Genomic DNA, 14,835 nt, shown 5'->3' on the forward strand with positions numbered 1-14,835 from the left:
TTCTTTAAATAATTACCTTAATATTTTAAAAATCTTTTTAGCATTATCGGCGCTTAATTTAATTTCAAACAAATAAATGCCGTGGGATAATTTTTGCATTTCGGGTGTTATTAAATTATTGCCACGCAGTAAGGTATAGTTACCTTTTTGGATCAACTGCCCGGCTTCATTAAACATGCGCCACTCTGCCTTACCGGTTTCATTTACTGTAATTAAAATTTGCGGATTTGATGCAGGATTGTTAATAATTTTTATTTCAGTATTGTAATGAATGGTAGCGCTATCGAATTTTATTGTAGTTGAGGCTATAGTTGATTTTGTACAATTACCCAAAGTATAGGTATAAGTAATATCGTGTGTGCCGATTCCGGCAACTGCAGGGCTAAAAGTAATTCCACTTACTGCTGTTCCGCTAAATACACCACCGGCAGGCATTGCAGATAAAGTAACTGGTGAAGCAGTATGCAGGTACGTTGGTGCCAGCCCAGTAATTACAGGCGCATCCGGGGGAACAACCATTGCAGTAATGGCCAGCCTTGTTACAGAACCGCAGGTTGCCATCGGCACTTCAATTTTCCAGTTATAATACATGGAGTATTGTATATCGCCATCAGCAGAGCCTACAATATTTGCTATACTATTAAATTTATAAGGATAACCAATATTGCCGCTGGCTACTGTGCTGCAATATAATTTCACACTGCTGTTGGCAATGCCCAATTGCAGGTTTAGCCCGGCAGGAATATCCATATTTAGCAATATCTCCTGCACACCTACTTGTACAGCTACTGTTTTTTCTGAAATAAGTTTTCCATAAATAGTTCTTAGCTGAATATTAAGATTGCCTGCATTTTGTGCATTAACAGTTACGTTTTTTAAAGTAAAGGGAAGAAAGGCATTAAAAATAAGGTAATCATCCACAGATGATGAAAAATACCCATTACCGCTAAACGTTGTTTCAGCCGGGCCAAATGAACCCACTACAGGCAAAGGCTCGTTTGCAACATAATAAGTAGTGCTGCCAGTTAATGCAGGAGTTGTAAAATTATTTCCGGTAAAAACCAAATTGCCGCCTGTTACTGCATCGTACCATTTGGTATTATTTCCGTTGGCAAAAAGATGGGCTTGAGTTCCTGTGCAAACAGTATCTGCTTTATATTGTGCAGGTATTGCACTGTTGGATACCATTTCCAAAGTATCACTTGTTGCGGTGCCACAAGGTGTTGTTGCCCTTACCCAATATTTACCTGGCTGGTTAATTATGATATTTTGTGTTGTTTCCCCGGTACTCCAGGTAAAAGAATTTGCGCCGCTTGCTTTTAGTTGCATCGTATTTCCGTTACACAAAATATTACCACCTTCGCTAAAGAGATAAGCGTAAGGCCCGGTATTACTCTGCCTTTGCTGGGTAAGGTTTGTTTTTGCAGATAACCAATTGTTGTTTTCGTTCATTTCCAAAAAATGGTTATCGGGATCTATTTGTATTACTACATGATACTCGCCATTACAGGCTTCATAAGGTATTTTTACAAAACTTTCATCGAGGTAACTATGATAAATATCTACTTTTCCTACGCTAATTCCCTGCATATCATTTCCGCAATTATAATTTCCACCACCCAATCCATAATTAGGAAAATCACTATTCGTTAATACATTTCCGCCTGCATCAATACAATCGCCTCCGGTAGCCGAGCAGGTAGTAAGGTCCAGCAGGCAAAAACTTACTTTAATACCAGAGTTCACAATAGGCCATTGCAAAGTATCCGCTACAGATGCATCCCTCAACCTTAATGTATATAAGCCCCAATCATCCATATGGATATGGCCATGCGTAGGGTGATAAATCATAAATCCTGCAGGCCTCAATTCAAATTGAAACGAATTGCCTGCTTTATGATAAACTTTTTGATTGATAAGGCGGCGTATCTGTGCGCCATTGGGACATACAAAATTTGATGGCGGAAAAAAATTGTGCAGGGTATCGGTTCCGCAGAGGTAATCATTGGTAGGGATAACTTCCATTGGGCCCCAGCCGACATTGGCTGTAGCCACATCCAGCCGCAATAACCCTTTATCGGGGTTTGCTGCCAACTGGCTAAATTCGTACCAGCCATTCGTATCATTTAAAGAATGTTTTCCGGCAATAATATCGGGTAGCAACTGGCAATCGGTGGCGCCGGGTGTTGGGCAGGAACATCCACCGGCATTATTCAATGCACAATTATTGGGCGGGTTCATTGCTTTTGCACATATTGCAAATGTCCCAAAATTATTGTTTCCATATCCCCAAAAACGGATATAAACTGTTGAGCCAGGTGTTAACCCGTAATACTCCAGCAAAGGCATGAGGCCATTTGGGCTACCATCGTCATCACAAGCCAATACAGCCATTGTAGTACAGTCGCCCAGGTAAAGCGCCATTACGCCATCCGTCATGCTGCCAACATTTGCATTTAACTGAACGCCTCCTGTAGCAGGTACTACCAGTTTAAACCATACATCTCCACCCTGGTAATTGCCACAAATAGGCTGAGGTATGCCAGCCGATGCGGTAGCGCCTTCATTACTGTATTGAACAAAATTGCAGGTAGTAGCTACCGGTAATTCAATGGCATTAATGCACTCATCATTTGGCGGAGCTGCAATGCTTATAAAATATAGAAATAAAAAAACAAGTAAAATAGTAAAACGCAGATAAGTAAAATTTTTCATATAAATACCCGTTGGCAGTTTTGGAACCTCTAAATATAATTTTTTTTTAAAACATAGTAAAAAAATATTTTGTTATTGAAATAGGCTATTACTGCATCCCAAATTTTATTGCAGGTTATGTGGAGAAAAGAATAAAATAAGCGAAGGTAAAATCCCGAAATTTGTTAGCCTTTCGGCTTATATTTTTTAATACGCAGTTCATGAAATTTTCGCACTTACACGTTCATACACAATATTCCCTGCTCGATGGTGCAGCTTCTATTAAAGGCCTTTACCAAAAGGCCATTGCCGATGGAATGCCTGCACTTGCCATAAGCGACCATGGCAATATGTTTGGTGTATTTGAATTTGTAAAAGAAGCGTATAAACATAAAAATGAAGACGGTACCTTAAAAGTAAAACCCATTGTAGGTTGTGAATTTTATATTACCCACGACCGCACCCGGAAATCTTTTAGCAAAGAAGAAAAAGATCCCCGCCACCATCAAATATTACTGGCAAAAAATGAAACCGGGTATAAGAATTTAATAAAGCTCACTTCACTCGGCTATATTGAAGGGATGTACAGCAAATATCCACGAATTGACAAGCAATTGATCCATAAACATCATGAAGGCCTTATTGCCACCACCTGCTGCCTTGGCGCTATGGTACCTCAAACTATTTTAAAAAATGGTGAAGCAGAAGGTGAAAATGAATTTAAATGGTGGCTAAATATTTTCCAGGATGACTATTATGTGGAACTGCAGCGCCATGGTATGACCGAACAGGAAAAGGTAAATAAAGTATTATTGAAATTTGCCCAAAAATATAATGTAAAAGTTATTGCCAGTAACGACAGCCACTATGTAGATCAAAAAGATTTTAATGCTCACGATATTTTGCTTTGTGTAAATACCGGTGAAAAACAAAGTACGCCTGCATTAAGGGATTTCACCGATGATGATGTAAACATCCGAAACAAACGTTTTGCTTTTCCCAACGACCAGTTTTATTTAAAAACCACGGCAGAAATGAGCAAGGTTTTTGAAGATCTCCCTGCTGCTATTGACAATACCAACGAAATTGTAGATAAAATTGACCTGCTCAACCTGAATAAAAATATACTGCTGCCTTTTTTTGAAGTGCCTGCCAACTTTAAATCGCAGGATGAATATTTGGCTAATATAACCTGGGCTGGCGCCAATAACCGCTATAAAATCCTTACACCCGAAATTGAACAACGCATACAGTTTGAACTAGGCGTAATAGAAAAAATGGGCTTTGCCGGTTACTTTCTTATCGTAAGTGATTTTATTCGTGCCGGCAGGGAAATAGGCGTATTTGTTGGCCCAGGCCGTGGCTCTGCAGCAGGTTCAGTAGTAGCTTATTGTTTAGGCATCACTAATATAGATCCTTTGAAATACAATTTGCTCTTTGAACGTTTTCTAAACCCCGAACGGAAAAGCATGCCCGATATAGATACCGACTTTGACGATGAAGGCAGGCAAAAAGTAATTGATTATGTAGTGCAGAAATACGGCAAAAAACAGGTAGCGCAAATTATTACTTACGGTACCATGGCAGCTAAAAGCAGTATTGCCGACGTTGCAAGGGTTATGGACCTGCCCCTGGATACAAGCCGTATGCTCACAAAGCTTGTGCCTGAAAAACCAGGTATTACTTTAAAAAGGGTGTTACATGCGCCGTTATCCGACAATGATAAAACCAGCGAAAATGAAATTTCACTTATCGAAAAGGAACAATTGAACAGCGACGATATTGAATCTGTAAAAAAATTAAGGCTTATTTATGAAGAAGATGAGCAACTCGGCAAAATATTAAAAGAAGCTGAAGTGCTGGAAGGTTCGGTAAGAAATACCGGCATACATGCTGCAGGTATTATCATTGCGCCGCAAGACCTCACCGAATTGATTCCCGTTACTACATCTAAAGATTCAGATTTGTGGGTAACCCAAATTGAAGGCAACAGCATTGAAGAAGCGGGTATCATTAAAATGGACTTCCTGGGTTTAAAAACATTGAGCATTGTAAAAACTGCGCTTGCTTTAATTCATCAAAACCATGGAGTGAACATCAACATCAATGACATTCCATTGAATGATGAAAAAACCTATGCTCTTTATCAACGGGGTGAAACCAATGGCACTTTTCAGTTTGAGAGCCCGGGAATGCAAAAATATTTACGGGAACTTAAGCCCGATAAATTTGACGACCTTATTGCTATGAACGCCCTTTACCGGCCGGGGCCCATGAATTATATCCCCACATTTATTGCCCGAAAACACGGCAAAGAAATTGTAGCTTACGACCTGCCCGAAATGCAGGAATACCTTGAAGAAACCCAGGGCATCACTATTTACCAGGAGCAGGTTATGTTGCTTTCTCAAAAGTTGTCGGGTTTTAGTAAAGGCGATGCCGATGTGTTGCGTAAAGCAATGGGTAAAAAGCAAAAAGCTACATTAGATAAAATGAAAGTAAGCTTTATAGAAGGCGCAACTGCCAAAGGGCATCCCATTAAACAATTAGAAAAAATATGGACCGATTGGGAAGCCTTTGCCCAATATGCATTTAATAAATCGCACTCCACCTGTTATGCATTTTTAGCCTATCAAACGGCATATTTAAAAGCCCATTACCCCAATGAATATATGGCTGCTGTGTTGAACCATGCAGGAAGCATCGAAAAAATTACATTTTACATGGAAGAGTGCAGGCGCATGAAAATAAAAGTGCTTGGCCCCGATATCAATGAATCTCAAAGCGGATTTGCTGTGAACAACAAAGGAGAAATACGTTTTGGGTTTAGCGGGCTAAAAGGAGTGGGCGAAGCTGCTATAGAAAATATTATTGAAGAAAGAAAAAAAAATGGCAGGTACAAAGACGTTTTTGACCTGGTAAAAAGGGCCAACTTACGTACCGTTAATAAAAAATCTTTGGAAAGCCTTATTTATGGCGGCGCCTTTGATTGTTTTAACGAAATGCACAGGGCGCAATACTTTCATGCCAATACTGGCGATATTTCCAACCTGGAAAAAATGCTCAAGTTTGGCTCTGTTTTGCAACAACAAAATTCTAATTCGGCCAATACATTATTTGGCGATTTGGAACTTCCGCCCATTGTACCTCCAAAATTACCCAACTGCAGCCCATGGCAGCTTATTGAACAACTGGATTATGAAAAAGAAGTAACCGGAATGTATATTAGCGGCCATCCTTTGGACAATTATAAATTTGAACTCACCCATTACGACATATTACCCATTGGCCAGTTTAACGAAGTAAAAAATTTTATCAATAATAATCCACTTACAAGAACGCTAAGGGTGGCCGGGCTAGTAATTGATGCACAACACAGGGTTTCAAAAACAGGTAAAAAATTCGGAGTTTTGCATATTGAAGATTTTACCGGCAAGACCGAATTTATGCTCTGGAGCGAAGATTATGTACGCTACCAAAAATACCTGGAAAAAGGTTTGGTAATAATGATTGAAGGCGCATTTCAAAAATATTATAATTCAGAGCAATACAGGTTTCAATTAGCCAAAATACATTTGCTGGATACTATAAAAGTTACCACTACAAAGCAGGTTCTTGTGTATATGGATCCCAGGCTTATAAATGAGGAATTTATTAGTTTTATGGAGAAAAATTTCAGCTCACATCCCGGTCCATCTTCTATGATTTTTATTATTAAAGACCCCGAAACTGGCCTAAATGTAAATTTACATACCTTGGAAAGAGGATTTACCATGAACGATGAATTAGTACAGTTTTTTTCTCAAAACAACTATTTAGATATAAATGTTATACTCAACTAAACTATCCAAATAAATAGGCTGAAAAAACGCCATAAGATACTGTCCTTTTTTCAGCAGCACTTAGTCTACACATTTGTGGATATGTCAATACAGCATATTCTTAACATTGGTTGTACATTTGCAGTTCTGTATTAAACAACTAAAATTTTATATTATGGCATTAGAATTAACCGATACCAATTTTCAGCAGGAAGTAATCAATTCCGATAAACTTTCTGTAGTGGATTTTTGGGCAGAATGGTGCGGCCCTTGCCGGGCAATTGGCCCCGTAATTGAAGAACTTTCCAAAGAGTATGATGGTAAGGTAAAGGTTGGTAAAGTAAACGTGGACAATAACCCACAGGTTTCCCTAAATTATGGTATCACCTCTATTCCGGCCATTTTATTTATAAAAAATGGTGAAGTAGTAGATAAACTTATTGGGGCACAACCCAAGTCAAATTTTGTAAAAAAAATTGAAGCACATAAATAACCAACCTTTATTAATAAACCTGGCACCCCGATAATTTCGGGGTGTTTTAGTTATTGCCCTTAATTAAACAGCCGAAAACCCTTTACCGCCGATAATTTTTTTTCGCTATTGGGTTAGTGCTTATTTTTACAAACAAACTATTACACATGAAACATGCTTATGTTTTCCCCGGTCAGGGCGCCCAGTTTAGCGGAATGGGAAAAACCATTTACGATAGCAATGAAGCTGCACGGATATTGCTAGAAGAAGCCAATGATATTTTGGGTTTTCGCATTACCAATACCATGTTTACCGGCAGCGATGAAGAGTTAAAAAAAACCAATATTACCCAACCTGCAGTTTTTATTCATTCTGTTGCCGTGTATAAAAGTTTAGCCAATGCACAACCCAATATGGTTGCCGGGCATTCGCTTGGAGAATTTTCTGCCCTTGTTGCCAACAAAACCCTGGCTTTTGCAGATGCCTTAAAGCTGGTAAGCATTCGTGCTGCTGCCATGCAAAAAGCATGTGAGCTTACTGCATCTACCATGGCTGCCGTTCTTAACCTGCCCGATGAAAATGTTGAAGAAATTTGTAAATCTGTTTCACAGAAATTAAAGGAAGTGGTAGTAGCAGCAAACTATAATTGCCCAGGGCAGTTGGTTATAAGCGGCACAGTAAATGCTGTAACACAGGCCTGTGAAAAAATGAAAGAAGCAGGTGCTAAGCGTGCCTTATTGTTACCTGTTGGCGGTGCATTTCACTCTCCACTTATGCTGCCTGCCAAAGAAGAACTTGCAGCAGCAATAGATTCCACAGTTTTTAATGTACCTGTTTGTCCGGTTTATCAAAATGTAGTAGCCAATGCAGTAACCGATGCGGCAGCTATAAAGCAAAACTTAATCAATCAACTTACCGGGCCGGTACGATGGACTCAAAGTGTGGAAGCCATGATAAACGACGGTGCCACAAGGTTTACAGAATGTGGACCTGGAAAAGTATTGCAGGGCCTTGTGCTTAAAATAAACAAAGAAATGCAGGTGGAAAGTATCAGTTGAAAAATGTTATCCTTACCGTATTTAAAATTTTAATAAAATGCAACAGGAAATTAAGTGCCCCAATTGCGGCAATTTATTTGAGCCAACAGATGCCATTAGGGAAGAGGTGGAAAAAGAATTACGCATAAAAATGCAGGATTGGCAAAAAAAGAAAAAAGAAGAATTTGATGCACTGGTCATAAATGAAAAAGAGCAAGCCCGTGTGTCGGCCGAGGAAAATATCCGTAAAACTCTAAGTGCAGACTATGAAAACCAGCTCAAACTTTTGCAACAAGCCAATGCCGATAATGAGGGAAGGCTGAAAACTGCCCGGCAAAAAGAACTGGAGTATTTAAAAAAAGAACAGGAGTTAAAAAACAAAGAGCAGGAACTGGAAATTGAATTACAAAAAAAATTACAACAGGAGCGCCAAAATATAAGCGAGCAAATACGCAGGCAGGAAGCAGAAAAAAATATAATTAAAGATAATGAGCAGCATTTAAAAATAAAAGAGTTGGAAAAACAACTGGAAGACCAAAAAAAACTTGCCGAAGAAATGAAGCGCAAGGCCGAACAGGGTTCTATGCAATTGCAGGGCGAAGTGCAGGAACAGGCATTGGAAGAGCTGCTCCGTACTTCGTTTCCGTTTGACGTAATTGAAGAAGTGGGAAAAGGCGTAAAAGGAGCAGATTGCATACAGACTGTTCGCAACAACCTTGGCAATACCTGTGGCAAAATTATTTACGAAAGTAAAAGAACAGAAAACTTTAGCAACGATTGGATTGACAAACTTAAAGCCGATATGCTTGGCCAAAATGCCGATGTAGCCATATTGGTAACCCGTACACTCCCAAAAGACATGCTGCAATTTGGCGAAAAAAGCGGGGTTTACCTGTGTAATTTCAGCGAAGTAAAAAGCCTTGCCCTTATTTTAAGAAATGCCATACTTAAAATAAGCGAAAGCCGAAAAAGCCAGGAAAATAAAGGGGAGAAAATGATTGCCTTATACAATTACCTCACCAGCCCGGAGTTTACCGGCAACTGGAATGCTATGAGAGAAGGTTTTGGCCAGTTGAAAGGTATGCTACAAAAAGAAAGGGAAGATTTTGAAAAAAACTGGAAACGGAAAGAAAAGCAAATAGAGCTGATCATTCAAAACTCATTGCATATTTCGGGCAGTATAGAAGGCATTTCCGGCAATGATGCCATTAACTTACAACTGGAAGAGGGTAAAAGTAATTCCGGTATGGAATAATTGGGCATCAGGTTGTGTTTTTTAATAATATTTCTTTGCCTTCGTTGCGTTTGTCCCATTGCTTATAAACCAACTTTTTTTGATAGGCTCTTGTTTCTTGTAACACCAATCAAGCCGGAGTGTAAATAAAAATAGAAAGCAATGGGAACGCAGAGGAAAACAAGTTTATTTGCTAAGTTTTGTTACCAAATATTCCACGGCTAACTCATAGCCTTTTAAACCCAGCCCACTAATAACTCCAATAGCATTGGGTGATACAAAAGAAATTTTACGAAAATCTTCCCGACTGTAAATATTAGAAATATGTACTTCTATTACCGGAGTACTTATGGCTGCTACGGCATCGGCAATAGCTACCGAGGTATGGGTGTAGGCGGCGGGGTTTAATACAATGCCATCAAAACTAAACCCAACCCGCTGTAATTCGTTTACCAGTTCGCCCTCTACATTCGTTTGAAAATAATGAAATGTTATCCGGGGAAATTGTTTTTCCAACTGGTTTAATAAATTTTCAATTGCTTCGTTTCCGTAAATTTCGGGTTCCCTTTTTCCCAGCAGGTTAAGGTTGGGGCCGTTAATAATGGCAATTTTCATTTTGCGAAAGTAACAATTTGCAAGTATGAAAAATTAAATCCGTTTTGGATTTATTCTAAAAATAAAATTGCTGACCTTAAAAAATAATAAGATTAATTTTTCATCATATCTATAAACTCATCAAACAAATAACGGCTATCGTGTGGGCCTGGTGTTGCTTCGGGGTGATATTGTACCGAAAAAGCTTTTTTATTTTTTATCCTAATACCTTCAATACTGTTGTCATTAAGGTTTACATGGGTTATCTCAATATTATTGTTTGCCATTACTGCTTCAGGCTGCACACCAAAACCATGGTTTTGCGTTGTAATTTCACTTTTGCCAGTAATCAGGTTTTTAACCGGGTGGTTTAATCCCCTGTGGCCATGGTGCATTTTAAAAGTTGGGATATCGTTGGCCAAAGCCAAAAGCTGGTGGCCAAGGCAAATACCAAACATGGGTTTATTTGCTCCCAAAATTTGTTTTACGGTTTTAATTGCATAATCCATTGGAGCAGGGTCGCCGGGGCCGTTGCTGATAAAATATCCGCTGGGGTTGAACTCCTGCAGGGTTTCAAAACCGGTTTTGGCATTAAAAACTTTTACAAAAGCACCCCTTTCTACCAGGCAATTCAAAATATTTTTTTTGATGCCTAAATCCAATACGGCAATCCGAAGAGGACTTTGAACATCACCAATTGTATAAGGCTCAGCAGTGCTTACTACAGATGCAAGCTCAAGGCCATTCATAGAAGGAACAGCGGCCAATTGCTGCTGTAATATTTTTACATCTGTTTCCTCGGATGAAATAATGCAATTCATGGCGCCCTTTGTTCTCACATATGCTACCAATGCACGGGTATCCACATTTTCTATTGCTACCACATTTTCATCTTCAAAATATTGCTGCAACGATTTTTGCGACATTAAACGGCTAAATTTTTCTTCCAGGTTGCGGCCAATTACGCCTTTTACTTTTACGCCATTGCTTTCCACATCTGCAGGTAATACACCATAGTTTCCCTGGTGCACACTGTTCATAATTAGTACCTGACCGTAATAGCTGGGATCGGTAAAAACCTCCTGGTAACCCGTCATACCGGTATTAAAGCAAAGTTCGCCTGTTGTAGTGCCCGTTTTGCCAAATGCTGTTCCCTGTATGCTTGTACCGTCTGCTAAAAGAAGTATTGCTGATTTTGCTGCCATAATATTTGTAGTACAAAGAAAAGAATAAGTAATAAAATTTTTATTGGAGTTTATCCACTTTTGGTATAAAAAAAAGCAAACCGGTAAATGGTTTGCTTTGTATAAAAAAATTAATTAACATCTTATGCTTCGCTATCGCCGGATTTTTTTACCTTTTTCTTTGGCTCTTTTACTTCTGCTGCAGCTTCTGCTTGGGGCTGTACTTCGGTTGCTTCTTCGGTTGCTTTTTTCCTGCTGCTGCTGCGGCGTGTTTTTTTGGCCGTTGCAACTTCTGCACTTATACCTTTGCCATAGATTTCATTGAAATCTACCAGTTCTATCATTGCAACTTCTGCATTATCCCCTGTACGGGCGCCTAATTTAATAATACGGGTATAACCGCCTGGCCTTCCGGAAACTTTTGGAGCAACTACAGTAAATAATTCTTTTACGGCTGCTTTATCATTCAGGTAGCTAAACACTATCCTATGATTATGCATGATTGCTTCCTTGCTTTCGTTGGCCTTGGTTTTGGTGATTAGCGGCTCAATATAAGTGCGTAAAGCTTTAGCCTTTGCCAAAGTGGTGGTAATACGCTTGTGCGTAATTAACTGTGCACCTAAATTAGATAATAAGGCGCTACGGTGCGATGCCGTTCTGCTTAGTTTGTTTTGCTTGTTTCTGTGACGCATGACTTTTAGTTTTTAAATTCCCTCACACCGTGTCAGGATTTGTGAGGTACTGTTTTATTAATTTGAAAATTCGTTAATTTGAAATTTACTCATTGGCACATCAGCAAATTATCAAATTGAACCATTATTCATCATCCAGTTTCAATTTGCTTAAGTCCATTCCAAAACCTAAGCCCCTTTCCTGGAGTACCTGTTCAATTTCGCTTAATGATTTTTGACCAAAATTGCGGAACTTCATCAGGTCTTCCTGTTCGTATTGAACCAGTTCACTTAGCGAATTGATTTTAGCGGCTTTTAAGCAGTTGAATGCACGCACCGACAAATCGAGGTCTTCCAGTGGTGTTTTCAACATTTTGCGTAATTGCAAGGTTTGTTCATCTACCATGTCTTCTTTTTTATCTTCCTTGGTATCGAACGTAATGTTTTCGTCGGTAATAATCATCAGGTGCTGAATCAAAATACGGCTTGCCTGCTTTACAGCATCTTCCGGATGAATTGTGCCATCGGTAATAACTTCCATCACCAATTTTTCAAAATCGGTACGTTGTTCCACACGGGTATTTTCAATTACGTACTTTACATTTTTAATAGGGGTAAAAATAGCATCCACTGGTATATAACCAAAGTGGCTGTTCTTTTCTTTGTGTTCTTCTGCAGGTACATAGCCACGGCCTTTACCAATAGTTATTTCAATATCTAATTTTGCGCTGTTATCCAAAGTGCATATCAGTAATTCGGGGTTCATAACCTGGAAAGCAGGAGAAACTTCGGCAATCATGCCGGCAGTAAATTCTGTTTTGTTTTTCAGGTTTAGGGTAATTTTTTCTGAGCTTACATCATGGTCAACTTTAGGCTTAAAGCGTACCTGCTTTAAGTTCAATATCATTTCAGTAACGTCTTCTGTTACTCCTTTAATCGTTGCAAATTCGTGGTCAGCACCAGTTAAGTTAATGCCAACAATTGCATAACCTTCCAGTGAGTTGAGCAATACCCTGCGTAACGCATTACCAATGGTAACGCCATAGCCGGGTTCCAGTGGGCGAAATTCAAATTGAGCTTCAAAATCGGTTGCTTTTTGAAGAACGATCTTATCTGGTTTTACGAAATTTAATATACCCATTTGTTTATTTTAAATTTTAAACTGTTATAAAAAGAATTTTGTAAATGAACTGTAAGCAATTATTTACTGTACAATTCCACAATCAATTGTTCCCTTATATTTTCTGGAACGCTTTCTCTTTCGGGATAAGCGATGAATGTGCCTTTTAGTTCGGTTTCATTCCAGTCAATCCAGTTAAATTTTGGATTTTTGCCACGAACGTTGCTGGTAATAGCAGTGTTGGCTGCGCTTTTATTTTTAAGGCAAATAATATCACCGGGCTTGCAGGTGTAAGAAGGGATATTGAGCACATCACCGTTTACGGTAATATGCTTGTGGCTTACCAACTGGCGTGCGGCCTGGCGGCTAACGGCAATACCCATCCTGTAAATAGTATTGTCCAGCCTTGCTTCCAGGAGTTTAATGAGGTTTTCGCCGGTAACACCTTTTTGACGGTTGGCTTCTTCAAAAGTTTTGCGGAATTGTTTTTCCAAAACACCGTAAGTGTATTTGGCTTTTTGCTTTTCTTTAAGCTGAAGGGCATATTCTCCCAAGGTTTTACGTTTGCGGTTTGCACCGTGCTGACCTGGGGGATTGCTGTTTTTTGATAACCATTTACCATTTCCGGTAATGGGTTCCCCGAAAATACGGGAGATCTTGGTTTTTGGACCAGTGTAACGTGCCATAATTGTTAATCATTTCGATTTTTTTTGTAACGGTGAAATGATCTGTAAAAAATCGTAAAAAATTAATCATTCACCCTTTATATAAATGAACCGTATGGCGATTCAATATGTTTATTCTAAGTGTACTTAGAAATTTATACCCTTCTCTTTTTGGGAGGCCTGCAACCGTTGTGGGGCATTGGGGTAACATCTTTTATAGATGAAATCTCAATACCGTTTTGGCTTAAGGAACGAATGGAGCTTTCCCTTCCGCTTCCTGGACCTTTTACAAACACATCTACCCTTTTGAGGCCAGCATCCAATGCAATTTTAGCGGCATCTGCTGCTGCCATTTGCGCTGCATAAGGTGTGTTTTTCTTACTGCCTTTAAAGCCCATTTTACCGGCGCTCGACCAGGAAATGGTTTGGCCTTGCTTATTGGTAAGGCTAATGATAATATTGTTGAAACTTGCAACAATATGGGCTTCGCCCAGTGCATCTACTTTTACAACCCTTTTTTTGGCGGCTGCTTTTCCTGTTTTGCCTCCTGCGGCTTTTTGTGCTTTTGCCATAACTTTTTTAAATAGGTAATCTGTTTATTTTTTTACCGAAAATTTTTCGGGTGAACCTTTACCTCCTGCCGGTCTTGCAATCTGGCTTGGGTTCTTTAACGTGACCGTTTTATATAACAAAAATGCCGGGTAAGCTTACCCAACATTTAAATTAATTATTATTTTTTAGCTACTTTCTTTTTACCGGCAACAGTTTTGCGCTTTCCTTTACGGGTGCGGCTGTTGGTACGTGTACGCTGGCCACGAACCGGTAAACCTTTACGGTGACGAAGGCCGCGGTAGCAGGCAATATCCAGCAAACGCTTAATATTCATTTGGGTTTCGCTACGCAGGGCTCCTTCAGTTTTAATTTCGCCACTTATGATGTTACGAATAGCTGCCTGTTCGTCATCATTCCATTGATTTACTTTTTTATTTACATCAATATTTGCTTTTTCAAGGATGTACCTTGCAGTAGAGCGGCCAATACCATAAATATAAGTAAGACCAATTTCGCCTCTTTTGTTTTTGGGTAAATCTATACCAGCTATACGAGCCATATTCTTTTTTGATTTTTAATATTAAAATCCTAAATCTTAAACCGGAAACTATTGCTGATCCGATTTTAATTTAATTTTTGAGTTTTAAGAATTAATTATCCTTGCTTTTGTTTAAAACGTGGATTTTTTTTGTTAATAACATATAAGCGGCCTTTCCTGCGAACGATTTTACATTCTGCGCTGCGTTTTTTTATTGAAGCTCTTACCTTCATTTTTATAAATTTTTAATCGT

The 14,835-nt window shown here is 39.1% G+C and carries 13 protein-coding genes; 4 read left to right on the forward strand and 9 right to left on the reverse strand.

All coding sequences use genetic code 11. The features are described 5' to 3' along the window. Positions 1-12 precede the first annotated feature (12 nt). Positions 13-2,715, reverse strand: coding sequence for a hypothetical protein (locus IPO46_01240; GenBank protein QQS63270.1), 2,703 nt, complete (start codon positions 2,713-2,715; stop codon positions 13-15). A gap of 200 nt (positions 2,716-2,915) precedes the next feature. Between IPO46_01240 and dnaE the strand changes: the two genes are divergently transcribed. From dnaE to IPO46_01260, 4 genes are all read left to right on the forward strand, one after another. Continuing rightward, on the forward strand, positions 2,916-6,536 hold the full coding sequence (gene dnaE, locus IPO46_01245) for a DNA polymerase III subunit alpha (protein QQS63271.1): 3,621 nt from the start codon (positions 2,916-2,918) through the stop codon (positions 6,534-6,536). Positions 6,537-6,690: 154 nt separating this feature from the next. Further along, the gene (gene trxA / locus IPO46_01250) at positions 6,691-7,008 is read left to right on the forward strand and encodes a thioredoxin (protein QQS63272.1); all 318 of its coding nucleotides are present in this window, start codon (positions 6,691-6,693) and stop codon (positions 7,006-7,008) included. 146 nt (positions 7,009-7,154) lie between these two features. Further along, positions 7,155-8,045 carry an ACP S-malonyltransferase gene (fabD, locus tag IPO46_01255; protein ID QQS63273.1) on the forward strand — a complete coding sequence of 297 codons (891 nt, stop codon included), beginning with the start codon at positions 7,155-7,157 and terminating at the stop codon, positions 8,043-8,045. A gap of 37 nt (positions 8,046-8,082) precedes the next feature. Further along, entirely contained in the window at positions 8,083-9,279 is a 1,197-nt protein-coding gene (locus IPO46_01260; protein ID QQS63274.1) for a DUF2130 domain-containing protein, read from the forward strand. A gap of 165 nt (positions 9,280-9,444) precedes the next feature. On the opposite strand, the gene aroQ is transcribed toward IPO46_01260, so the two are convergent. The 8 genes from aroQ to rpmJ form a co-directional block, all read right to left on the reverse strand. Continuing rightward, positions 9,445-9,873, reverse strand: coding sequence for a type II 3-dehydroquinate dehydratase (aroQ, locus tag IPO46_01265; GenBank protein ID QQS63275.1), 429 nt, complete (start codon positions 9,871-9,873; stop codon positions 9,445-9,447). 92 nt (positions 9,874-9,965) lie between these two features. Further along, positions 9,966-11,057 carry a glutamine-hydrolyzing carbamoyl-phosphate synthase small subunit gene (gene carA / locus IPO46_01270; protein ID QQS63276.1) on the reverse strand — a complete coding sequence of 364 codons (1,092 nt, stop codon included), beginning with the start codon at positions 11,055-11,057 and terminating at the stop codon, positions 9,966-9,968. Between the two features lie 122 nt (positions 11,058-11,179). After that, positions 11,180-11,728: a 50S ribosomal protein L17 gene (rplQ, locus tag IPO46_01275; GenBank protein QQS63277.1), complete on the reverse strand. Its 549-nt coding sequence runs from the start codon at positions 11,726-11,728 to the stop codon at positions 11,180-11,182. Positions 11,729-11,852: 124 nt separating this feature from the next. After that, a complete protein-coding gene (locus IPO46_01280; protein QQS63278.1) occupies positions 11,853-12,848 on the reverse strand; it encodes a DNA-directed RNA polymerase subunit alpha in 996 nt (331 codons plus the stop codon). A 59-nt stretch (positions 12,849-12,907) separates the two neighbouring features. Further along, a complete protein-coding gene (gene rpsD / locus IPO46_01285; protein ID QQS63279.1) occupies positions 12,908-13,513 on the reverse strand; it encodes a 30S ribosomal protein S4 in 606 nt (201 codons plus the stop codon). A gap of 134 nt (positions 13,514-13,647) precedes the next feature. Further along, positions 13,648-14,064, reverse strand: a complete 417-nt coding sequence (gene rpsK / locus IPO46_01290) for a 30S ribosomal protein S11 (GenBank protein QQS63280.1) — start codon at positions 14,062-14,064, stop codon at positions 13,648-13,650. A gap of 158 nt (positions 14,065-14,222) precedes the next feature. Further along, positions 14,223-14,603, reverse strand: a complete 381-nt coding sequence (gene rpsM / locus IPO46_01295; GenBank protein QQS63281.1) for a 30S ribosomal protein S13 — start codon at positions 14,601-14,603, stop codon at positions 14,223-14,225. A 95-nt stretch (positions 14,604-14,698) separates the two neighbouring features. Further along, on the reverse strand, positions 14,699-14,815 hold the full coding sequence (gene rpmJ / locus IPO46_01300; protein ID QQS63282.1) for a 50S ribosomal protein L36: 117 nt from the start codon (positions 14,813-14,815) through the stop codon (positions 14,699-14,701). Positions 14,816-14,835 lie beyond the last annotated feature (20 nt).

The sequence above is a fragment of the Chitinophagaceae bacterium genome (genome assembly GCA_016699815.1).
Classification (GTDB): domain Bacteria; phylum Bacteroidota; class Bacteroidia; order Chitinophagales; family Chitinophagaceae; genus Ferruginibacter.